Here is a 23,366-nt window from a genome sequence, read left to right as displayed (position 1 = left end):
ATTCAAACTTGCGCCCGTTTCCTTTGCGTCAAAATTGACACATGTCATCCTTTGCCCCAGAGCCCGTAGCCCTCACGCCTGATGCCTGGCATGGCAGGCTGGCCGAAACGTGCACCCAGATGCTCCAGCAGAAAAGGCAGATCATTTTGTGCATCACGGGCAAGTCAGGGGCTGGAAAATCCACCCTCGGAAAGCTCCTCCGCAAAAAAGGCCTCCCAGGCATCTCCCCCCGGAAAATTGGCGTCATCGACGATGGCGTCCTGGCCGTCCCTCTTTTGGGAATCTTCACCCGCCGCATCAAAAGCCGCAGTCAGGAGCGTGACAACTTGGCCCCCTTTCTCCACTTCCTCAGGCGCAAAAAGCTGGTGGTGTATGTGAACAGCAAACCGGAGCGACGCCTGGAGCGCTGTGATGTGGCCCTGCGCCTGCGCCTTCCGGAGGAGATCCGGGCCCAGCGCCTCCGGGAGAGAGATCACGATGGTGAAGCGCGTTTCCGCAAGACCCTCCATTCCTCTGATGAAGTCGGCATCCCCGCTGATCATGTCTTTGACTTATGCCTAGTGGCGTCCCATGATCGGGCGCCGTCGGAAGAATCCGTCGGATCTGTCACCAAAGCGTCCGCCACTTGAGAGGCGGTGCGCCCAGCTCAGATCTGGCCTCCCGTCAGACTTCCGCCGGTGCTGACACATGACCTTCACGTCCTGGCAATACGCCCTTTTTCTCCCGCTCGTAGTTCTCCTCTACTGGCCGCTTCCACGCTTAGGCCGGATGGGGCTGCTGCTCATCGCCAGTTACTTCTTTTACGGCATGTGGGACTTGCGCTTCCTGGCGCTGCTCATGGCCTCCACGGGCATTGATTATTTCTGCGCACGCTCCCTGGTCGGCGCACGGGAGAGCCGGTTAAAGATCATCGCCACCACCCTCACCCCATTCCTCTGGCTGGGTGGATGCGCCCTTTTTGGGAAGGATCACGTCAGCATCAGCCAGACCAGCCTCATCGTCGCCGCGGTCTTTCCCCTCCTCTTCGTCCCCGTGCATGAGTGGATCTGGACCCGGCCGGAGGAGAGCCGCCGCCGCAGTTTCATGTGGCTCAGCATCCTGACGAACCTAGCCGTGCTGGGCTTCTTTAAATACTTCGGCTTTTTTGCAGACAGCCTCGTCTCCCTGCTCGGTGCCGCTGGAATTGACCCTGGCTGGACGCTGCCAAACATCATCCTGCCCGTCGCCATTTCCTTTTATACCTTCCAGTCCGTCGCCTATGCGGTGGATGTGTATAAGGGCAAGGTACAGCCCGCACCGGACCTCCTCACCTTTTCCGCCTACCTCGCCTTTTTCCCTCAGCTCGTCGCCGGTCCCATCGAGCGCCCCGCCCACTTCATGCCGCAGTTCACCCGGGCGGCCGTGTGGGAGTGGGATCATCTGCATGCGGGTCTGCGCCTGCTCCTCATCGGTGCCTTCAAAAAGGTATTCGTGGCGGACAATTGCGCCATCGTCGCCAATTACGTCTTCAATCCCGGTGCCACCCCCAATGCTCCCTGGGCCCTCCTCGGCATCATCGCCTTTGCCTTCCAGATCTATGGTGACTTCTCCGGTTATACCGACCTAGCTCGCGGCTCCGCCCGCCTCCTCGGCATTCACCTGAGCATGAATTTCCGCTTCCCTTATCTGGCCACGGGCCCCTCAGATTTCTGGCAGCGCTGGCATATCACCCTTTCCAGTTGGTTCCGCGATTATGTTTACATTCCGTTAGGCGGAAACCGGTCCGGGCTTGCGCGTACGATCATCAATCTTTGGATCACGATGCTCCTGGCCGGTCTCTGGCACGGGGCCAGTTGGACCTTTGTCCTCTGGGGTGGCTATCATGCCGCCATGCAGACGGCTTACCGCCTCATCCCCGGCCTCGCCTCCCTGGAAAAGGCCACCTCCGGTGGCAAGCCCGTGCTGGCAGTCTGCCTCATGTTCATTCTCACTCTTTTCGGTTGGGCCATCTTCCGCGCCCAGACCATGCCCCAGCTCGGTGTCTGGCTGCACGCCCTGACGGACTGGACACGCGGTGAAGACTGGACCAAACCGGCCCTCTGGCTTCTCTTTCACATCGTACCTCTCATCCTCCTCCAGCTCCTCACGCTGAAACCCCGCGACGAGGCCGAGCTGACCCGCCTTCCCTGGGTGGCCCGTGGCCTCGTCTTTTTCCTTCTCTTCGCCGCCTTTGTCAGCTCCGTCGCCACGGAGCAGGAGTTCATCTATTTCCAGTTCTGATGCGTGCCATCACCCGCAGCTTCCTCCTCTTCGCCGCCCTGCTCATCGGCGCAGAGCTTCTCACCCGTTTCGCCTTCGTCCGCACCATGGAGGGCCGGTTTGACTATGGCTACCACCCTACCGTCGGCTTTGTCGAAAAACCCGATGGAAAGGTGGAGTTGCAACGCGCCGGTGGCCGCCGCTTCTTTCCCCAGACCTTCGCCCAGCAGCGCCCGGAAGGCACCTACCGGATCATGGTCATTGGCGATTCCGTGGCCCGTGGAAAAAGCGTCAAAGAATCCTACGCAGGCCAGCTCGAAAAACAGCTCCGCGCCCAGGGCATCCAGGCGGAGTGCCTGAACCTGGGCCTGCCTGGCTATGGTGCCCGGCGTAAAGACATCGTCCTCCGCCAGGTGATGAAGTACCAGCCCAGCCTCGTCATCCTGCACGTCGGCATGTCCAATGAATACGAGGACGAACGTGAATCGCGCCGCCGCGATGACTTCAACAGCCCGCATCCTAAAAACTGGCTCATGCGCTCCCTCGTGCTGCGTCAGCTCTACGAGATGAAGACCGAAAAAATCTACTGGCAATGGCTGCCCAACACCGTCCGCAACCAGTCCGGCGTCTCCGATGCCAATGTGGAACTCCTCGCCACCAGTGATGAAAACACCCAGCGCGAATGGCTGGAAAGGCTCCAAAAAGTCACCCAGGACGGCCTCCAGCGTCTGCAAGCCGCCCGCATCCCTACCCTTCTCGTCGTGCAGGCCAGCAACACCAAAAAGGAGGATGGCCAAGGTGGCATCCTCCTGGATGACCGCGTCACCGACTCTTGGACCGCCCCCCTCACCAGCGACCTTGTGGCCCGCGTGACCATGAAAAGCGTCATTCCTCCCACTCAAGTCACCGCTCTTTATACCGACTCCAACCACGTCCGCCCCGAAGGTCACCGCCTTATCGCCGAAGCCATCGCCCGCACCTTGAAAGACAAAGGCTGGCTGCCAGCGCCTGGGATCGTTAAGTAGCGCCGTTAGAAAGCTAGGCGAGTAGGATACTCGCGCTCCCGCCTCAACGTCCCCTTTCCGAGGAGCGCGTGTATGTTGAGCGAAGCGAGACTACTCGCCTCTTATGGATGACGAAGATGCCTGAGCCTCAAGAATACCCGTCGGCCAAGCCTCCGGCGAGATCACCCCCTGCGCCCACACTTTTCCGGCCTCCAACACACTAAGAAAGCCCAGCGAGTAGGATACTCACGCTTTCGCTCTTTCTAATTTCCACGTTCCTCCCACAAAATCCTCAATCCACCCGGATAAATCCCGTCCTCACTGCGTTTTCTCCTTTCCCAAAGTGGGTCACCTCACCAATCTGTCATCGCATGAAACTCGCCTCCCTTCTCACCACCGGTCTTCTCCTGGCCAGCAGCGCCTTAGCGCAGGACACCGTCAAGCTCGCACGCATCTATGAGAAGCTGGACACCAAGTTCCCCATCGCGGTGGTCATCCCACCGGATGGCAGCCAGCGCCAGTTTCTGGCCCTGCAGCGCGGGCAGATCCTCATTCTGCCGAAGGACGAACAGGCCGCCGAAGCGAAAACTTTTCTGGACCTGAGCACCCGCGCCATGGAGGCAGACAACGGCAAATTTGAAGAAGGCCTCAACGGCCTGGCCTTTCACCCAAAATACAAGGAAAACGGCCTCTTTTACCTCTGCTACACCTTACAGAAGCCCAAGCGCCTGGTGGTGACCGAAATGAAGGTCAGCGCCGATGCTGATAAGGCCGATGAAAGCACGGAGCGCACCCTCCTGGAGATCCCGCTCATCAATTGGAACCACCATGGCGGCAACATCCTCTTCGGACCTGACGGCTACCTTTACATGGGCGTGGGAGATACCTCCAAGCGCAACGATGAGCAGCGCATGGCCCAGCTCAACGCCGTGCTTGTGGGCAAGGTCCTGCGCATCGACGTGGACAGCCGCGAATACAAAAACGCTTATGGCATCCCAGCGGACAACCCCTTTGCCGACGGCGTCAATGCACTGCCGCAGATCTATGCTTACGGCATTCGCAATCCCTGGGGCATGTACTTCGATGCCAAAGACCGCCTCTGGCTGGCCGATGTGGGCCAGGACCTTTGGGAGGAGATCAACTGGATCGTCAAAGGCGGCAACTATGGCTGGAGTTTCCGCGAAGGTTCCCGTCCATTCCCGCTGCGCTTGGATCCCGCGCCAGCAGAAGCCAAGCTCATCGACCCCATCCACGAATACCATCATGGCGATGGCCTGAGCATCACCGGCGGCATTGTCTATACCGGCACTGCTCTGCCTGAGCTCAAGGATGCCTACATCTATGGCGACTTCGTCCTGGGCAAAATCTGGGCACTCAAAGTCAGCGACGAAGGCAAGGTCGAAAGCAACACCCTCCTCTACACAAGCCCGCAGACCGTGGCCACAGATGCCAAAAAGAAGCCCAGTGTGCACATGAAGCCCACCGCCTTCTGCGCAGATGCCAATGGCGAATTGCTGGTCCTGGACTGGAATGGTGCCATCCACCGCCTCAGCAAGTAAGTTCCGCTCCATCGCTCTTTCTTTTCCCGTCCCATGTCAGACCTGATCTCCTCCGCCGCCGATCTCAAGCCCACCACCACTTGGCAAGAAACCGTCTGGGCTTATACCCCGGAAGAATCCCTGGTGGATCACACCACCAAGGCCCGCCTTTGCGTGGCGACCCTGCTGCCCTTCAAGGATCAAAAACCGGACTGGGACGGTTTCTCCAAAAGCGTCCGCTGGATGCAGCAATGCGGGGAGTACTATGGCGTAGAAATGGTCTTCGTCCTGAATGCGGATACCGGTTACATCTTTGACCTCAGCAACGAGCTTTATGCTGAGGTGCTGAAGCGATTCCGCGCTGAGTTTCCCACGCAGAAATTCATCGCCGGCGTCACCGCACGCGGCGCTGAAAAGGACGAGGTCTTCAAGGCCGAGCGCTATTGGCCCCTACTGGACATCGCCCAGAGCCATGACAATGGCGAGATGATGATCATGACCTCACGGCTCCTGAACATCCTGGAACCCGAAGCCCGCCGCGATGCCTATTTCGAGATCGCCGAGCACATCACCCACCCGGCCATCGCTCACGCCCTGGAGCCATCCTTTGTCCCCTGGGCCAGTCCTTATGAACCGTGGCTGCTGAACGAAATCGCCAATCATCCAAAATACGTCGGCGGCAAGATCAGCACCCTGGACGAGCCGCACTTCCTCTACTGGGCCGCCATGTGCAAGGACCTCAATCTGCCCTTCGCCCCCCATAGCGGTGACGACTACGGCATCCCCACTGCCATCCGCCTGGGCCTGCCACTCCTCATCGGTGCCGGCGTCAGCGCCTGCCCGCTCATCTGCGCGGCCCGTGACATGTGGCTGCTGGACAGCGTGGCCGATAAAAAATTCAAGACCGGCAGCGGCCGTTTCGATACCCGGGTTTATAAACTCTTCGAGGCCTTCCAGTCCTTCGAAGACCTCGTCTTCCGTCTGGATGACCGCATGAGCGCCGCCCCGTATAAGCACAGCACCGCCCATGTGCTTCATCACCTCGGCCTCATTGATGCCCCCGAATCCCACCCAGACTGCAAAGATCTTCGTGGTGCCGACGAAGCCCTGCGGATGGAAGAGGCCATGCGCCGCCCCCTCCGCGTGGCCAAACGCCTGGGCATCCCTTACTTTGAGAAAAAGTAACCCCGTCTGCTAATGACAGGGCTGTCACTTTTCGTTACACGCCCTCATGCAGCTTCTTTCGAATAGTTTGGTGAGTCAGAAGGTCTAACTCTTGTGCTCCGGTTTCCCGGAGCGCGAAAAAACTCCATTCTCCACCCTTATGAAAACGAAATTTCGTCATCTGCTATCCGTCGGTGCCGTGGGTCTGGCGATGGCTCTCACCTCTTGCGTGAGTCCTTATGCCGGTCCCTACGAGCGTGACGGCGCGGTTATCGGTGCCGTCGGCGGCGGAACCCTCGGTGCCATCATTGGCAGTCAAAGCGGACGCCCCCTGGAGGGTGCCGCCATCGGCGGTGCCATTGGTGCTCTCGCAGGCTCCTCCATCGGTGCCAGCCGTGACCAAAGTTATTATGGCTACGGCCGTCCAGTCTATTACCGCACAGGCCCTCGCTATTACCCCTATCGCAGCAGCTATTACCGCACCGGGTACCCATACGGTCCCCGTTACGGTCATCGCGGGCATTACCATCGCCATTGGTAAACATGGGGCAGGTTTGTCCGGCGGGGATAAACAAGCTATCAGCTGGATCCCCGCCGGATAAAACCCGTCTAACCAGCTACCGCATCAAGGCATCTGACGTTTCTTCGGCCTCGTCATAAAAAACAGAACGATGCCCGACAGTGACACCACACAGGTGGCGAAGGTCAGCGTGGTCAGCACAAAATCCCGCACATCCTTGTTCGGGATAAAGCCAAACTTGTGAAAGTTGGTAAAGATTCGCGCCTCGAACTGGCGTCCATCATCCGTATGCCGGGTCACACTGCCGGTCATGGTGGAGACATAGACCCGGGTATTCAGCTCGTCCTTCAGGTCGAAACGATAGACCGGCAGAATGCGAAAAATATTGATATACTCATTGTTAAACGCCGTTAGAAAATCCGTCTTCTCCACCTGCGCCCCGCCTAAAAAAGCACTGGCGATCTCCTTGGCATAAGCTTCATCCTGGGCCGCATCCACCCGACCATCCACCGCGCTTACATACTGGGCGGAGCGGGAGGCATTCAGATACACCTGGTACCAGGGCTGGCCACCGATGCTGCGCACATTCACCGCGCTCACGCCTTGAGCCGCCTCCGGCAGTTTGGCTGTCGCTTCAGCCACTCCCATTTGGATCTGGCTCACATTCAGCCCCTGCCCGCTCGGCCTGGCGGATGGTGGCGGAGCCTGCGTGCGGGTCATCACATTGTGGATCACACCACTCCCGGCGGACATGAGAATGGTGAGGCTGAAAATCAGGCCTAACCAACGATGAGCTTTACGAACGAAATTTTTATTCATAGGGGCGGTTAAAAAATGAGGGCAGGAGACAAAGACATGTCTCCTGCCCCGGTTTCAAACTGGATTACCACTTCCACTCGATGCCGGCATACACAGCACGGCCATCGCCAGGGAAATAAGCAGCGCTGCCGGCATTCGCCGTTTTCAGCACGCCGGTGGTGGCAGCATAGGTCTCGTCCGTCAGGTTCTTGCCTTCGATGAAGAAAGAGAGGCCTTTGGGTGTCCGGTAGCCTAGCTTAAAGCCCAGCAGCGCGTAGCTGCCAGCCTTCTGGCTGTTTGCCAGATCCACAAAATAAGCCTGTGGGACCCATTCCACATTCGGCCCCGCATAGAAACCGCAAGGATGCTCATACAGAAGCTCCGCACGATAATAATGACGGGGCATGCCGGGAAGCTCATTGTTGCCGAAATCGCCGTCGCCATCGAAGCGGAAATCACTGAACAGATAAACCTGCCGCAGGAAAAGGCGGTCGCCTTTCACAGCTTCAGTCCCTGCCTGCTTGCCACTGCCCAGGCTTGCATCCTGCCAGGGGGCCACGATTCCGCGCAGAATATCGATGTCCACCAGCGCTTCAATACCGTGATGGATCGTCCGCCCTGCATTCACCGTTTGCGTATCGCTCACCCCGGGAATGCCAAGAGAAAGCAGTTCATTGTCCAACCAGGAATAGTACCAAGCCAGATCCCAGCTCACCCGGTCCGCACGGCCACGGGTGCCCAGTTCAATCGTCGTGCCGCGTTGCGCATCCAACTGCACCAGCCCAGGGGCTGCCCCCACACTGGAGAGCTCACCGAAGGATGGCGGCTCAAAGCTGCGGCTGACATTAAAGAAGACCTGCGTCTCCGGATTCACCTCCCACAACACACCCAGCTTGGGACTGAAGCCCCAGTATTCCTGCACATCCGTATTGTCGGCACCAAAGATGCGTTGCTCTTTAAAATCACGCTTGGCATAGCTGCCCTGTGCACCCAGGATCAGGGCCACGGAGTCTGTCACATAAAACGTGTCTTGCAGATACAGGTCCACATTCGTGGACTGATGCTGGTTTTCAGCCGTACGCAGCCCACGCTCACCCCCAAGGTTTACAAAACGATTGTCTTGAGTGAGGCCATACATCGCACCCAGTCCCAGGGTGAAGAGGTTTCGATGCCCCGCCAGATCCGCCAGCGAGTCATAACGCACGTCCACACCGAAGTCGTTGGAAAGCTGGTCAATCACCTGAAAGATAGGGTGGTCCAGATCCTTCCAGGACCAGAAACTGCTCACCGTCAGTTTATTGTCACCCGTACCAAAAGTCGTCTTGTTGGCGATGCGCAGAAGCTCAAAATCCCGCTTTTGTTCCAGGGCCACACTGCCCGCATTTGCCTGGTCAGGACGGCTCTCCAATTGATCCCGCGTCAACGCGCCTGGCAGTTGGGAATCCGTTTTCGCATACGTCACATAAAAGCGGGTCTCCACTTCGTCATTCAACTGGTAGCCCACGTTGCCAAAGAAACGCTGGTTGCTCTGGCGGCTCCAGTCCCGGTAACCATCTGAAGAAGAGTGCGTGAAGCTGGCATAATAATCCGCATCCCCCAGCACCATACCGGAGCTGATCTGTGCACGGAAGGAATCGAAGCTGCCAGCTTCAAAACGCATCTGCGCAGGCGAAGCACTGTAACCTGTCATGGAGACAAAGTTGATGGCGCCGCCAAGTGTGGTGGAGCCATATTGCAGAGCATTCGCCCCACGAAAGACCTCCACATACTGGGCGGAAAGAGGCTCGATGGCCTGCATGTCAAATCCACCATCCGCCAAGTTCAGCGGGGAGCCGTCTTGCATCAGTTTCAGTCCGCGCCCGTGGAAGGTACGCTGAATACCGGAACCACGAATGGAGATACGGGATTCCTCCGCACCGAAACGCGGCTGAACAAACACACCCGGGGAATAATCCAGGGCATCCTTCAGCGTCGTGGCACGGCCACGCTTGTAATCCTCCGCATCTACCACATTGACCCCGCCGGGGATCTTGGAGAGTTCTTTTTTCACCGTCGCCACACTAGGAACGGTCAGGGACTGAGGTCTGGCATCCGCCGTCACCACCACTTCAGGCAGGGTGGCGGAAGGGGCGGTTGTTTGAGAATAGGCAATGGGGCACCACAAGGCACCCGCGACAAGCAGGGTCAGAGAAAGAGAATGTTTCACAAAGATTGAAAAGGGAGAATGGGCATGAACACGCCGCACATGGCAGACGCGATTCACCGCACCGGGGTAAAAGAAACCAAGGGCCACCTCTGGGGTGGCTGTGACTTTAAGCCGCCCCCGTTCTTGGCGGCATTCTCAGCGGGGCATCCGCCCGCCGCTCCCCCTGCTGGTTCAATCTGGCAAAAATCATCACCTGCGGCACCGGAGCCACGATGTGGAACACCTCCACCAATACGGCGTCCAGTTTCTTGATCGGCGTATTCGCCGACTTTTCCTGGTCCTGCTTCTGGCCATTCTCCACCGCTTTGCAAAGCGGACATGGATGCTCCCCGTCAAAAGTTTTGCTCACCGCCTCGATCAGCGACCCATCACGCGCATAGCTGATCAACATCCCCGTCCAGGCCACCCCTTGCAGCACCGCCCATTGCAGGCCTAACGAAATGCATAACACGCCCACCACCATCCAGCGCGCGAAGCGCGGAAGCGGGGAGGTGAAGACTCGTTGGCTGGACACGGCGGCGAGGCTAGAGAGTGACCGCCTTCCTGTCAACAGCTCTCCATCACCTTCACAAAGCAAAGCCAAAGAAGGTAAACACAGCCAGCATCCCCCACCAGAGAACCCAGGTCTGCATGCGGCCGTAATCACGTCCGCCGCTGGTATCACTGGGGATTTCGTCATCGAATCCGAACAGGCGTGTCTGGTGTTTGAAGAAGTAAACCCCCAGCGCCAGAGTGGCGGCGATACCCACAAAGGCGAGCATTTTAAACGGATACAGGTCTTCGCGATTCAGCGTGGCGAGCAGTTCTAGGTTCATGCTCCCACCCTTCCACACCCACACAGCTCCACCAGATACAGATGGTGCTTATCCCCTCATATACAGACGCTTTTATAACTGCCGCTGCGCCAGCTTGCCCAAGGTCTGGATGGCCTGCTGGAGCCGCGGTGTCCAGGGCACACCACAGGAAAGGCGGATGCAGTTTTTATACCCCTGCGTGGGCGAAAACATAGGTCCCGGTGCGATGTTGATCTCGTGAGCCAGTGCATCATCCTGTAGGCGCAACGCATCCACTCCGGCAGGCATCTCCACCCAAATAACGAACCCGCCCTGAGGCTGCGTGACTTTCGTCCCCTCAGGAAATGCCGCCGCCACCGCCTGCCCCACCCGCTGCACATTCGCCGCATAAAACGATCGCGCCGATCGCAGATAGTGATCGTATCCGCCATTGGCCAGGAACTCCGCAATGGCCAGCTCCGGCAGGGTCGCCGTGGCCAGGGTGCTGGTCAGCTTCAGCGTTTTGATCCGCTCATAAAAACGCCCCGGTGCCACCCACCCCACCCGATACCCCGGAGCCAGCGATTTGGAAAAAGAACTGCATAGCAGCACATTCCCCGTTTGATCATACCCCTTCGCCAGACGGGGACGATGCGGCCCATGGTGCAGCTCACCGAAAACATCGTCCTCAATCAAAGGCACCTGCCGCTCCTCCAGCATCCTGACCAGCCTCTCCTTACCCTCATCCGGCATCAGCGCACCCAGCGGATTGCTGAATGTCGGCACCGCCAGACACGCGGCGAGGTTGCGTGTTTTCAGCATCCGCTCCAAAGCATCCAGGTCCATGCCATCGCGTGGGTGAGTAGGTACTTCGATGGCCTTTAAACCCAGCTCCTCCAGCGCATGCAGAACGCCAAAATAAGTCGGCGATTCCACCGCCACCACATTGCCGGGTACTGTCACCGCCCGCAGGCACAGCATCAGCGCCTCCGTCGCTCCCGAGGTAGTGATGATCTCCTGCGGCAGAATGGTTGCACCTGCATTCATCGTCCGTTTGGCGATCTCCCGTCGCAAAGCCTCAGACCCCGGCGGCATGTCATAGGAAATGCCACTTTTCCCCGCCCGCCGCGCCACCGATGCCAAAATACGGTTCAGTTTCACCGTCGGCAGCAGCTCAGGGCTGGGCACCGCCCCGCCCAATGGCAGGATGTGAGGCATCATCGCCGCCTCAAACAACCGCGACTGCAAGGCCCCCACCGTCACCGCCGTGATCGCGCGCGGCGTCTTCGCCATCGCAGGCTCCCTCAAGACAGGACGCGGCACCCGCACGAAAAAGCCCGACTTTGGCCGCGCCTCCACCAGCCCCCGGTCCTCCAGCAAAATGAAAGCTTGGATCGCCGTCGTCACGCTCACCCCATACTGCTCACTCACCTTCCGCAGCGAAGACACCCTCTCCCCCGGCCTCAATACCCCCTCCTCAATCAGGCGCACGATCTTATCCGCCACCTCCTGATAGAGCGGCACCGCCTGCGCACCTGATGAAATGCCTGAAACCATGGTGAAAAAAGGCCAAGTTCACACTTGAGCATGACCCGAAGCCTCTGAATGTTAACCCCTGCGCATAGCGCATGCGTCTCCGTAGTTCAATGGATAGAACGAGGGTTTCCTAAACTCTAAATACAGGTTCGATTCCTGTCGGGGATACGCGCGGATCATTGGCAGGATCCTTTTGAAGGCACGCGTCAAGATGGACATAGACAACTCTTTATTCCCGTCTTGATCCACGAAGGAAAACCCTTCACCTTGTTTTTCAACGCGACTTTCGTTCACCTGTTCACTGGGAGGGCATCAAGGAATCCTCACCACTGCCATGAATCGTGCATTCTTTGTCGGATCATACCAGCATCAGGTAGATCGCACCCCTGACAGCTTATCCTCTTACCATTCCAATTCAGCCATCATCTGATGCGGTATTCCAAGACACCACCCGAGGAAGTTAATGACACCAAGCAGGCTCTATATGATTTAGGAAACTATGCTATCCACAACCAGCTAAACCCCGCTATGAATTCCGTTTTTACAATAGCTGTTATCTTCCTGGGGCTAAACCTGCATGCGATTGAGCCTCAGAGCCTTAATCATTTTCCAGCAGTCCCGCCGCAAGTAAGGCTTCATTTCACCAACTTTTGCTTGGGGCAGTATGAGACATTGTGGGCCAACAATGAGCTTGGCTTCACCCAGCTTGCTAGCACGCCTGGATTGACCCCAGTACTGCTCGAACTGGCTAATCGTCTCGAAGCTGAGCAGGAATGGGACGGCTACACGAGGGCTTGGGGTCTACTGGCTCAGCGCACCGATGCGACCGAAAGTGAGCAACTGTTTGTAAGGTCAAAGCTGGAAGGTTTGGTCAATCGAAACGCTGACCCCGGAGGGACAACATTCAAAGATTGCGCTTTAACTCTTCTCGGCCACTACTCATCGCCCGAGAATGAGCGGATTTTGAAAATGTATCTCTCCGATACCAACGGCGGTCCATTACGAGGCAATACAACGAGAGAAGCCGCCGAAAGCCTTGGCCGAATCGGCACAGCATCCAGCATTGCAGCATTACGAGCGTATGCTGAGAAACACAAGCCAGCGCCGGGAGGCAAGAGCCGCTACTACGAAACCGCCGTGACGGCACTTGCTCAGATTGAGGCTCGTATTGCTGCGGCGTCATATTCCTCCGCTCCATCTGCTAGCAGCACAGCGCAGCCCCAGCACTCTTCCGCACCAGGAACACAGCAGCACGGGCCACAAGCCAGAGAACAGCACGACCCCATGCCATGGAGCATCGTCCTTGTGACAATCCTTGCAGCAACTGCCCTGCTATGGCTGACGGTCAAGAAGCGCAAGTGATCAGCCCCACTCTCACACCTTCCTGAACACCCTTTTATTGCTTCTAAAAGTCTCCCAGCTTCGCTCCCCATAATCGCAGCGAGACACAAACCAACCCTACTGCGCCCTTATGGCATTGAAACTTACCACCTGGACCATCCTAGCCCGCTGGCTTTTCCTACTAGCTGCCACAGTGGGGTGGGTGGCCCCATTCTTCATTTGCGGGTGGCAGGGGGGCATCCTTTTTATTACACTGACTAACATGACAAAAACTATCGTTTATTTAACATATATGCTGCTGCCAATTATTGTTAGCGCACAAGATTCGACCAATAAACTGAGATGGCGGAACGATCAGTTTAAACAAAATCAATCTATTAGTGCACTTTAATGGATTGGACAAATAGAGCAACCGCGATGGATTCATTTTCCAGATAGCCGAGACCTAAATATTGCAGCACAGTCAGATCGAGATAACGTCCTATCTTTGGCAAATATTGTCCTGACTGCCTGTGCAGGGGCCTACAAAGCCTCCGACCAGGATGAGAACTCGATATATGGACTCGCAATGCCACGGCCGCATTGATAAAAATCGAAGCTGAAGGCTGCTACATAAACTATCTTCTTGGTGATGCTATCCGAAGAGTTTTATTATATCGCATTGCGCGAACACTTGAATCAAATCAAAAAAATCACCATAAATTAAATCAATTGCTTCAATCTATTCCTCCTCTGAAGCGAGACATTTTTGATATGCTTATAGAAATCAAAAATGAAGACATGAGTCTCGATGGCATTGTTATTACACATCCAAAAAAATTGAGAGTTCATTGGTGCTTACTCTATTGCAGATGAACATACCCGAAAACAAGGTCATGGAGGCTGCATTTTCAAAATCATTGCCAAAAGCCTCTTCGCTAATTTACAAACCTGACGCTCTTAGCCTAATAAGTCGTTTAGCCTTTACTCAACAGCTTAATGATTCATTAGGCTCTGCCGTCATATTCATCTCAGCAGGAGGAGAGTTCTCTGCTGAGCAAATAGGCAACAAGTCCGTCTTTATGAATTTTTTGTCTGCGGCAAACATTCCTTCACACACTGTACCCCGCGCCGGGATGATTACCTTAATAGAATTACTCCAGCCAAGTTTTGACACCTCAAAAGTATTCTTCAGTTCCAGCTTTCAATGAACATGATAATGAATAAGACGGACCTGGTGCTCCTCCCGAGCCGGAGTCCATTCCTCATCTCATGACCAATATGGGCTACGGTACGGCATCGTATCCTGAATCTTACCGACCATGAAATCCCTCACTTTAATGGCTCTCATTATGACAGGGCTGAATTTGAGCGGAGTGGAGCCTCAGAGGCTCCAACACTTCGCATCAGTGCCGCCGCAAGTGAGGCTGTATTTCGCCAATCTTTGCTCGGGTAGCTATGAAGCTTTGTTTACAGACAATGAAAAGGGCTTTAAGCTTCTGACCACCACACCCGGCTTGACACCAGCATTGCTTGAATTAGCCAATCACCTTGAAACTGAGCAGGAATGGGATGGCTACACTCGTACTTGGGGAATACTCTCCCAAAGAACGGATGCATCCATTAGCGAGCAGGGTTTTGTCCGCAAGAAACTGGAGATGCTGTTGAATCGTAATGCCGACCCAGGTGGCTCAACCTTCAAAAGATTAGGATTAACGTTTCTTGGACACTATCCTTCAAATGAGAATCAACAGCTATTATCGCTCTACCTCTCCGATACCAACGGTGGGCCATTGCATGCCGATCTCACTGAGGAAGCGGCTGCAAGTCTTGGGAGGATCGGTGACTCCTCAAGTATTGAGTTACTGCGAGAATATGCCAAAACGCGCAAGCCTCTACCAGGAACCAAAAGCCGCTTTTACGAAACCGCCGTGACGGCACTTGCACAGATTGAGGCTCGTATTGCTGCGGCGTCATATTCCTCCGCTCCATCCGTTAGCAGCATAGCGCAGCCCCAGCACTCTTCCATACCAGGAACACCTCAGTTCGAGCCACAAGCCAGAGAACAGCACGACCCCATGCCATGGAGCATCGTCCTTGTGACAAGCCTTGCAGCAACTGCCCTGCTATGGCTGACGCTCAAGAAGCGTAACTGATCGGGTCGCACCGGCATTCACATGCAAACTGCCTCAGCGCCCTGGGCTCAGCTCACATTATGCCTTTTGCCCCGCATCATCTCCCAGTACGCCCCCCCGGCTTTCCTGAAAAAGGCATCCCAGTTTCCTCCAACAGACAGCCGCGCTTCCCTGGCGACGGCAAACCGCTCCCAAAAAGATTTTTCTCGCCTTTAGGCCCTCAAGTTTGTCATAATCAGACTGTTAGCCTGTCTTCGGATGGGGTGACACATAACATCATAATCCAACCCATAAACGCACTACTACTATGAAAAGAGCACTCCAACGAGGTTTCACCCTCATTGAACTCCTGGTGGTGATCACCATTATCGCGATCATCGCGAGCTTGGCGGTCCCTACTTATAACTTGATCACCGTCAAGGCCAACCAGATGAAAGGCGGCAGCAACTGCCGTCAGATCATCGGTCTGATGCTTTCCTATGCCTCGGACAACAACGGTCTCTATCCAGATTCCGTGACCAATCCAGTCACAGGCAGCGTGCCCCTGACCTCCAATGACGCTTTCCGCGCCCTTGTCCAGGAAGGCCTTGTCCAGGATGAAACCATCTTCGGCTGCCCAGGCAGCATGTTCATGCCAGATAAAAACATCGGCATCGCTCCCACCTATGACCAGGCGCTCGTCGCCGGTGAAAACCACTGGGCGCTCACCCAGGGCCAGTCCAATACCAGCTCCAGCATCATGCCCATCGTGTTTGAGAATCCAGCCGCCGCAGGCTGGCCTCCACAGTGGAATTGTGACGCCGCTGGCAAGCCTGTCGCCGGTCGCGCTTGGCAGGGTGGCACCATCCTCATTGGCAAAAACGACGCCAGTGTGGAAACCGTCAAGCTCATGTCCCGCACGGGTGCCTCCGTCGGTCCTCGCCTTCTCGGCGGTGGTTTTGACATGTTCACCATGGCCAGCCCCAATGCCCCGCAGCAGATCCTGAACATCGTCCCTAAAGGTGGCGGTAGCTACACCAACGACCCCAACACCTTCCCAGGTGCCCCGGGTGCCCCGGGCGGCCTGCCCGCTGCCCCAGGATACGGTGCCCAGCCTGGTGGCCTGCCTACTGGTCTGCCACCTGCTGGCGGTCTGCCACCTGCTGGCGGTCTCCCAGGTGCCCCCGTGGCCCCTGCGGCCCCAGGCGCTCTGCCTGCCCCTCCACAGTAGTCCATACCTGGGCATAAAAAGGCCCGGTTAAATCACAACGCCGCCAGGAGCTTCTCCTGGCGGCGTTTTTTTATTGCTGCACACCCCGCTTTTCCCCCACATGATGCAGCCATGTTGTCTTACGTGATCCTTGAATGGCATTGGGGGACCATCTCCCTCGCCATTCTGACCCTCGCTCTCAGCCTGACGGCTCTGCTGCATCTGCTCACCCATCACCGGGACCACCGCTCCGCTGCCTTCTGGTTTGCCCTCATCCTCCTCTCCCCCCTCGTCGGTGCCTGCCTTTATGGCGTCTTGGGCATCAACTTTGTCCGCCGGAAAGGTCGCGACTACCGTGGCAGTATCGGCCCTGCCTACCGGGATCCTCTCCCCACCAGTCCCGCCTTTAACGAGACCGACCCCGTCCTGGCTGACCGCGATTGCTCCCTGGCCATCACCCTGGACCGCATCTCCCGTTTTCACTTTGCCGCTGGCAATGCGGTAGGGCCCCTCATCAATGGGGATGAAGCCATGCCCGCCATGCTTCAGGCCATCCACAGTGCCCAGACCAGCGTCTCCCTTTCTAGCTACATTTTTGAGGCCCATCACATCGGCGCAGATTTTGTCACCGCCCTCGCCGCTGCTCATGACCGCGGCGTCCAGGTGCGCGTCATCGTGGATGATGCAGGCACCCGTTATTCTTGGCCCCCCGTCACCCGCATCCTGCGGAAAAAAGGCGTCCCCGTCCGCCGCTTCATGCCCAACCACTTCATCCTCCGGTTGCTCAGCATGAACCTCCGCAACCATAAAAAAATCCTCATCGTGGACGGCCACATCGGCTTCACAGGCGGCATGAATATCCGCGAGGGAAACATGATCTCCCGCAGCCCCTCCCACCCCGTGCGCGACCTCCATTTTCGCATCACCGGCCCCGTCGTTGGCCAGATGCAGCGTGTCTTTGCAGAGGACTGGCATTTTTGCTCAGGGGAATTGATCGAAGGCCCCGCTTGGTTCCCCCAGATCACCCCCACCGGTGAAACCCACGCCCTCGGCATCGTGGACGGTCCAGATGAGGACCTGGAGGTCATGCCTGTCGCCCTCTTTGCCGCGCTCAATGCAGCCCATGATCGCGTCTGCATCATGACCCCCTATTTCTTGCCCACCACCATCCTCATGGCCGCGCTGAAGCTCTGCGCCAGCCGTGGCATTGCCGTGACCATCATCACCCCTGCCAAAAACAACATCCCCTTCGTCGCATGGGCCGCCCGCACCCTTTATCCGGAACTGCTCGAAGCAGGCTGCCGCATCTACGAATCCCAGGCCCCCTTTGATCACTCCAAGCTCCTCCTCATCGACAACACCTGGAGCTGCATCGGCTCCACCAACTGGGATCCCCGCAGCCTGCGGCTTAACTTTGAGTTCAACCTCGCCTGCCGCTCCACCCAGCTCAGCGCCCGCCTCCAGTCCATCTTCGATGTCCGTCTCCAGGAGTGCACCGAAGTCACCCCTGCCCTTCTCGAAGCCCTGCCCCTCCCCCACCGTCTCCGCAACGGCTTCGCCCGCCTCTTCATCCCCGTCCTGTAAGCTTCCCGCCTCTCATTTGACCGCTTCACAAATATCCATAAACATCATTAAATAAAATATATCCTTCCCATTCATCTTCAAATCCTGTTAATCCTGCCATCTTGTCCATCCTGTAAAAAATCTCCCTCGCTCCGACCACCGGTTTTGCATGCTGGTTATTTACTCTAACCAGCCACACCTCTTTGCATCTGCCGTTTCCTCTCCAGACCCCACCCTGCCATGAAACGCCACTTCCTGTCCCTGCTCGCCGCCCTTATCGCCAGCACCGCCCCGGCTGCCGAGCCCTTCCTTGAGAAAACGGATCTCTTCGAAGCTGGCAAAGACGGTTACGCCCTGTACCGCATCCCCGGCATCATCGTCACCAAAAAAGGCACCGCCCTCGCCTACTGCGAAGCCCGCAAGGAAGGCAAAGGCGACTGGGGTCCCATTGATATCGTCATGCGCCGCAGCACCGATGGCGGCAAGACCTGGCTCCCCCGCCAGACCATCGTCCAGGTTAAAGGAGAGCTGCCCGTCAATCCCCTCGCCGCCGCCCAAAACCTGGACAAACCTGGGGACAACACCGCCAACAACCCCGTCGCCTTCGCCGACCGCAACGGCTCCGTCCATCTCCTGTACTGCCTCGAATACGCCCGTTGTTATTACATCCGCAGCGATGATGAAGGCGTCACCTGGACAGAGCCCGTGGATATCACCGCCACCTTCGAAAAATTCCTTCCAGATTACGATTGGAAGATCCTCGCCACCGGCCCTGCACATGGCATCCAGCTTCGCACCGGGCGCCTCATCGTCCCCGTCTGGCTCTCACTCGGCACCGGCGGTCATGCCCATCGCCCCTCCATCACCGCCACCATTTATAGCGACGACCACGGCACCACCTGGCAGCGCGGGGCCGTCGCCATTCCAGACACCCCAGAGTGGGTTTATCCCAATGAAACCTGCATTGTCGAGACCCTCGTCGGCACCGTCATGATCAATGCCCGGACCGAATCCAAAAATCATCGCCGCCTCATCAATCTCAGCCGCGATGGTGGCGAATCCTGGGCCAAGCCCCGCTTTGATGAAAAGCTCCTGGAGCCTATCTGCATGGGCAGCATCGTTCGTTATTCCATGCGCCCTGCGGCAGATAAAAACCGCATCCTCTTTGCCAATCCCCATAACCTCGATCGCCTGGATGGCAAAGCAGCCGAAGGCAAGCCCCGCGACCGCCGCAACCTCTCCATCAAGCTCAGCCAGGACGAAGGAAAAACCTGGAAGTTTAACCAAACCCTCGAGGCCACTTACGGCGGTTACAGCGACCTTGCCGTCCTCCCCAGCGGAGATGCCCTCTGCCTCTATGAGCGCGGACTTGAATCCGGCATCGAACAGAAAAAATCCACCTACTATACCCACCTCACCATCGCCCGGTTTAATCTCGAATGGGTCAGCAATGGCAAGGACTCCCTCAAAGGTCCCCTCAATGGCAAAATCGATTTCGGCACCCAACGTGATGACTTCGATGTCGCCGGGGTCGAAGGTTTTGTCCTTCATCCCACCAAACCTGCCGCCAACGGCACCCGCCCCTGGGCCTGGTATGCCCCCACCATTGGTAATAACCCAGGCACGGGCAATACCTGGCTCATTCAGCGCCTTCTCGATAAAGGCTTCTACGTCGTCGGTCTTTACGTGGGTGAAACCTTCGCCAACCCGAAAAGCCGCGAGCAATTCACCACCTTCTACCATCACCTTCGTCAACACTATCAGCTCGCCCCCAAGGTCACCCTCATCGCCCAGAGTCGCGGAGGTCTCAATCATTACAACTTCGCCGCAGATCACCCCCAATGGATCGAGTGCATCGCTGGCATCTACACCGTGTGCGACCTCCGCAGCTACCCCGGACTTGAGCGTGCCGCCCCCGCTTATGGACTCACCCCGGACCAGCTCGGTAGGCAAATCTCCCTTCATACCCCAGTGGAGCGCCTCGCCCCCATCGCCGCCGCTAAAATCCCCATCCTGCATATCCATGGCGACTCCGATGTCGTCGTCCCTATCGAAGCCAACAGCGCCGCCCTAGCTGAAAAATACAAAGCCCTCGGCGGCCAGATGGAACTCATCACCATCCCTGGCAAAGGCCACGAATACGACCCCGGCTTCTTCGAATCTGAGAAAATGCTCAGCTTCATCCTCCAATACGGCCTCGACGAATAACCCGCCTTTTGGAGAGAATCTGCATCCTCCCCCATGATCAAAAATAAGCGCGATCCCTTGCGGGATCGCGCTCAAATTTTATCGCCTGTAGAACCGGGTCGAAACCCGCTTCCGTCTTACAGACCGGCCTCGATCAGCTTCTCCAGCTTCACGATGTCCTTGCCGAAGTTGCGGATGCCTTCAGCCGTCTTTTCAGTGGCCATCGCATCTTCGTTGAAGAGCCAGCGGAAGGTCTTCTCATCGCTGCCGATGCGGTCGATCTTCAGGGACTTCGCGTTTTCCGTGTTCAGCTTGGCGGTGATGGCTTCGTCGGAGGCAGCCAGTTCACCCAGCAGTCCTGGGCTGATGGTCAGCAGGTCGCAACCGGCCAGCTCAGTGATCTCGCCCTTGTTACGGAAGCTTGCGCCCATCACTTCCGTCTTGTAGCCGAAGTGCTTGTAGTAGTTGTAGATCTGCGTCACAGATTCCACGCCGGGATCTTCCGTCGGACCGTAGTCCTTGCCCGTGCTCTTCTTGTGCCAGTCCAGAATACGGCCGACAAAAGGAGAGATCAGCTTGATGCCGCCTTCCGCACAAGCCACGGCCTGAGCCAGGCTGAAAAGGAGCGTGAGATTGCAGTTGATGCCTTCTTTCTGAAGGATTTCTGCAGCCTTGATGCCTTCCCAGGTGGAGGCGATCTTGATCAGCACGCGCTCACGGCCGATGCCTTCCTTCTCATACATGCTGATCAGGTGACGGGCCTTGTCCACATTCCCCTGGGTATCGAAGGAAAGACGGGCGTCCACTTCTGTGGAAACGCGTCCTGGCACGATTTTCAAAATCTCCACCCCAAAGAGGATCAGGATGCGGTCCATGATGGATTCCACCTTGGCTGCGCCAGACAGGGAGCTGCCTTTGTGCTCAGCGATGGCCTGGTCCACCAGCGATTTATACTCAGCTTTCTGCGAAGCCTGGAGAATGAGAGAAGGGTTGGTGGTGGCGTCCTGGGGCTTATAGGCCTTCATGGCCTCGAAGTCGCCAGTGTCTGCCACGACGGTGGTGTGCTGCTTGAGCTGATCGAGCTGATTCATACTTTCTTAATTGGGGTCGTCAGAATAAAGCCAAGCCGCCTGGATGCAAGCGGCGTGATTTTTGGGGAAAATTGAACCTGTAAAACCCCTCAGTTCAGGTCCCGGTCGGTCGGCTCTTTTCCCAGAAAAAGCGCCAGCACGACGCCAGCCAGAGTCCACTCGATGACGTAGTCTGCCACCCCCACGATGACATCCCGCTGAGGCAGCTCGAACCACACCATCTGCGGCAGGATGCAAACCACACCCGCGAAAAGCCCCGCCGCTGCGCAAAACGTCAGCCTGGCAGGAAAAGCCAGCACCGTCTGGTGCAGCAGGGCACCCAGGATCAGCGCCGCCAGAAGGGACCTACCAAAGCTCCACCCCAGGTTTGCATTCATGTTCCAGTCATGCCGGCCCGGCCGCACGATCGCATACATATACGGCCCTTCATCATTCGCTTTTCGATGGCCTGCCTCCAGTCTTTTCTGCTCTGCTGGATCTGCATAGGACACCGCTTTTCTGGGATACGGCAGCACATAAAGTCCGGTACCATGCGTCGAGTTTTCCTTGATGACCTCGCTCACGGCGGCTTCATCTTTGAAATCATGCATGCCCTGGTCATGCCAGCTCATCACCATCCAGGACACAAATCCCCAGGCAAAGGAGATGATGGCAGCGAGCAGTGCGGCGAGTAAGAATTTCATCCCCTCCAGTTTGCAGCCCGCCTGCAGATCTGACAACCCGCCTTTTTAACTCACCGGCGTCAGCAGCGGCTCATTTGCAAAATGTGCTGCCACATTCGCCACACACAGCATCGCCATTGCCCGTCGTGTTTCGTGAGTGCCACTGCCCACATGTGGCAGCAGGACCACCCGGTCACTCCCCAGCAGCGCTGCCGGTATCTCCGGCTCCTTTTCAAAGACATCCAGCCCCGCCCCTCGGATGGCCCCCGTCTCCAGAGCTTCCACCAGAGCCTGCTCATCCACCACGCTCCCACGTGCAATGTTGATGAGCGTCCCCTCAGGCCCCAGGGCTGCCAGCACCTCCGCATTGATCAAGTGCCTCGTTCCCGGCCCCCCTGGACATGCCACGATGAGAAAATCAGCCATCTCAGCCAGGCCGGTCACACTTTCACAGTATGGGTAATCCACTGCCTGCGGCGTCCGGCCATGATACGCCACCTTCATTCCATGCGCACTCAGCCGCTCGCCAATGGCCTTGCCGATGCGCCCCAGCCCCACGATGCCCGCCGTCTTCCCCCTCAGTGCATGCGCAAGGGGAAAGGTCCCCTCCAGCCACTGCCCTGCCCGCACAAACCGCTCCGCCACCGCGAGCCGTCGGCTCGTCATCAGCACCAGCCCCATGGCAATGTCTGCCACATCATCCGTCAGCACATCCGGGGTGTTCGTCACATGGATGCCGCGTCTCCGGCAATAGTCCAGCGGCACGCCATCATAGCCCACTCCATAGACACTGATGATCTCCAGCGCTGGCAGCCGGTCCAGCAGTTTGTCCGAGGCCATGCTGGCACCGTACATGATGACCGCACGGATCTGTGGCCCCACCGCATTCAGCAACTCCTGCTTGTCCTCCGTATGGTAATAGTCATGCACCTGGCACACTTCACTTAGAGGATCTGTCAAAAAATCAGGCACCGGGGCCAGGAGGAGGGCAGCGGGTTTCATGCAGGTTCCTCCCGGTTGCGCATGAAATCCGCCGTCTGTGCAAAAAAGGCCCCAATGGCAGGCACATGCTCCACCGGAAATTCCACCTCCCGCATCGCTGCCCCCATCAGGTCCAGCCAGCGGTCCCGCTCCGCCACTCCGATGGCAAAGGGCATGTGGCGTCCCCGTAACCGTGGATGCCCACGCTCCTGGATATAAGTCTGGGGACCGCCAAAACGGTAGATCAGAAAATCCGACAACCGTTTTTCCGCCCCTTCCCAGTCTCCCGGCGGATACATCGCGCCGATCAGGTCATCGCCACGCACGCGTGCATAGAAAGCCGTCACCAGCTTACGCAGGCGTTCCTCGCCCACTTCATGATAAAGATTGCCCACAGAATCCATGGGGCAGACTCATGGCCAGACTCACGGTCATTTCCAGCCCAGGATAGATTTTGCGCA

Annotated in this window: 21 protein-coding genes and 1 tRNA gene; 13 read left to right on the top strand and 9 right to left on the bottom strand. The window is 57.3% G+C overall.

What is annotated here, in order from left to right; all coding sequences use genetic code 11:
• The first annotated feature begins 41 nt into the window (after positions 1-41).
• From EI77_RS11810 to EI77_RS11785, 6 genes are all read left to right on the top strand, one after another.
• Complete coding sequence (locus EI77_RS11810; RefSeq protein ID WP_133795460.1) at positions 42-629, top strand: nucleoside/nucleotide kinase family protein; 588 nt, start codon at positions 42-44, stop codon at positions 627-629.
• A 58-nt stretch (positions 630-687) separates the two neighbouring features.
• A complete protein-coding gene (locus EI77_RS11805) occupies positions 688-2,259 on the top strand; it encodes an MBOAT family O-acyltransferase (RefSeq protein WP_133795459.1) in 1,572 nt (523 codons plus the stop codon).
• A complete protein-coding gene (locus tag EI77_RS11800; protein WP_133795458.1) occupies positions 2,259-3,263 on the top strand; it encodes an SGNH/GDSL hydrolase family protein in 1,005 nt (334 codons plus the stop codon). The genes EI77_RS11805 and EI77_RS11800 overlap by 1 nt, the downstream gene beginning before the upstream one ends.
• Positions 3,264-3,613: 350 nt before the next feature.
• The gene (locus EI77_RS11795; RefSeq protein WP_243838805.1) at positions 3,614-4,801 is read left to right on the top strand and encodes a PQQ-dependent sugar dehydrogenase; all 1,188 of its coding nucleotides are present in this window, start codon (positions 3,614-3,616) and stop codon (positions 4,799-4,801) included.
• Between the two features lie 33 nt (positions 4,802-4,834).
• A complete protein-coding gene (locus tag EI77_RS11790) occupies positions 4,835-5,965 on the top strand; it encodes a beta/alpha barrel domain-containing protein (RefSeq protein WP_133795456.1) in 1,131 nt (376 codons plus the stop codon).
• Between the two features lie 139 nt (positions 5,966-6,104).
• On the top strand, positions 6,105-6,485 hold the full coding sequence (locus EI77_RS11785) for a glycine zipper domain-containing protein (RefSeq protein ID WP_133795455.1): 381 nt from the start codon (positions 6,105-6,107) through the stop codon (positions 6,483-6,485).
• A gap of 84 nt (positions 6,486-6,569) precedes the next feature.
• Here the strand turns inward: EI77_RS11785 and EI77_RS11780 are convergent, their stop codons facing one another.
• From EI77_RS11780 to EI77_RS11760, 5 genes are all read right to left on the bottom strand, one after another.
• Positions 6,570-7,283: a PepSY domain-containing protein gene (locus EI77_RS11780; protein WP_133795454.1), complete on the bottom strand. Its 714-nt coding sequence runs from the start codon at positions 7,281-7,283 to the stop codon at positions 6,570-6,572.
• Between the two features lie 64 nt (positions 7,284-7,347).
• Complete coding sequence (locus EI77_RS11775) at positions 7,348-9,468, bottom strand: TonB-dependent receptor family protein (protein WP_166647201.1); 2,121 nt, start codon at positions 9,466-9,468, stop codon at positions 7,348-7,350.
• Positions 9,469-9,574: 106 nt separating this feature from the next.
• Positions 9,575-9,982, bottom strand: a complete 408-nt coding sequence (locus tag EI77_RS11770; protein WP_133795452.1) for a hypothetical protein — start codon at positions 9,980-9,982, stop codon at positions 9,575-9,577.
• Positions 9,983-10,034: 52 nt separating this feature from the next.
• A complete protein-coding gene (locus EI77_RS11765; protein WP_133795451.1) occupies positions 10,035-10,283 on the bottom strand; it encodes a hypothetical protein in 249 nt (82 codons plus the stop codon).
• Positions 10,284-10,355: 72 nt separating this feature from the next.
• Positions 10,356-11,798, bottom strand: a complete 1,443-nt coding sequence (locus EI77_RS11760) for an aminotransferase-like domain-containing protein (protein WP_133795450.1) — start codon at positions 11,796-11,798, stop codon at positions 10,356-10,358.
• A 75-nt stretch (positions 11,799-11,873) separates the two neighbouring features.
• On the opposite strand from EI77_RS11760, the gene EI77_RS11755 reads away from it, so the two are divergent.
• From EI77_RS11755 to EI77_RS11725, 7 genes are all read left to right on the top strand, one after another.
• A tRNA-Arg gene (locus tag EI77_RS11755) sits at positions 11,874-11,945 on the top strand.
• A gap of 360 nt (positions 11,946-12,305) precedes the next feature.
• Entirely contained in the window at positions 12,306-13,139 is an 834-nt protein-coding gene (locus tag EI77_RS11750; RefSeq protein WP_133795449.1) for a HEAT repeat domain-containing protein, read from the top strand.
• Positions 13,140-13,969: 830 nt separating this feature from the next.
• Positions 13,970-14,308: a hypothetical protein gene (locus EI77_RS11745; RefSeq protein WP_133795448.1), complete on the top strand. Its 339-nt coding sequence runs from the start codon at positions 13,970-13,972 to the stop codon at positions 14,306-14,308.
• A 111-nt stretch (positions 14,309-14,419) separates the two neighbouring features.
• Positions 14,420-15,253: a hypothetical protein gene (locus EI77_RS11740; RefSeq protein ID WP_133795447.1), complete on the top strand. Its 834-nt coding sequence runs from the start codon at positions 14,420-14,422 to the stop codon at positions 15,251-15,253.
• 286 nt (positions 15,254-15,539) lie between these two features.
• A complete protein-coding gene (locus EI77_RS11735) occupies positions 15,540-16,442 on the top strand; it encodes a prepilin-type N-terminal cleavage/methylation domain-containing protein (RefSeq protein WP_133795446.1) in 903 nt (300 codons plus the stop codon).
• A 111-nt stretch (positions 16,443-16,553) separates the two neighbouring features.
• A complete protein-coding gene (locus EI77_RS11730) occupies positions 16,554-18,005 on the top strand; it encodes a phospholipase D-like domain-containing protein (protein ID WP_133795445.1) in 1,452 nt (483 codons plus the stop codon).
• A gap of 219 nt (positions 18,006-18,224) precedes the next feature.
• Complete coding sequence (locus EI77_RS11725) at positions 18,225-20,192, top strand: exo-alpha-sialidase (RefSeq protein WP_133795444.1); 1,968 nt, start codon at positions 18,225-18,227, stop codon at positions 20,190-20,192.
• A 116-nt stretch (positions 20,193-20,308) separates the two neighbouring features.
• On the opposite strand, the gene tal is transcribed toward EI77_RS11725, so the two are convergent.
• From tal to EI77_RS11705, 4 genes are all read right to left on the bottom strand, one after another.
• Positions 20,309-21,262: a transaldolase gene (gene tal, locus EI77_RS11720; RefSeq protein ID WP_133795443.1), complete on the bottom strand. Its 954-nt coding sequence runs from the start codon at positions 21,260-21,262 to the stop codon at positions 20,309-20,311.
• An 89-nt stretch (positions 21,263-21,351) separates the two neighbouring features.
• Positions 21,352-21,945 (bottom strand): hypothetical protein, encoded by a 594-nt coding sequence (locus EI77_RS11715; RefSeq protein ID WP_133795442.1) that lies wholly within the window; start codon positions 21,943-21,945, stop codon positions 21,352-21,354.
• 45 nt (positions 21,946-21,990) lie between these two features.
• Positions 21,991-22,926 carry a 2-hydroxyacid dehydrogenase gene (locus EI77_RS11710; RefSeq protein ID WP_133795441.1) on the bottom strand — a complete coding sequence of 312 codons (936 nt, stop codon included), beginning with the start codon at positions 22,924-22,926 and terminating at the stop codon, positions 21,991-21,993.
• A complete protein-coding gene (locus EI77_RS11705) occupies positions 22,923-23,309 on the bottom strand; it encodes a globin domain-containing protein (RefSeq protein WP_133795440.1) in 387 nt (128 codons plus the stop codon). Before EI77_RS11705 ends, EI77_RS11710 begins: the two co-directional genes overlap by 4 nt.
• Between the last annotated feature and the right edge of the window lie 57 nt (positions 23,310-23,366).

The organism is Prosthecobacter fusiformis (genome assembly GCF_004364345.1).
Taxonomy (GTDB): domain Bacteria; phylum Verrucomicrobiota; class Verrucomicrobiia; order Verrucomicrobiales; family Verrucomicrobiaceae; genus Prosthecobacter; species Prosthecobacter fusiformis.
The sequence above is the reverse complement of the archived record's forward strand: the minus strand, read 5'-3'. Positions and strand labels throughout refer to the sequence as shown.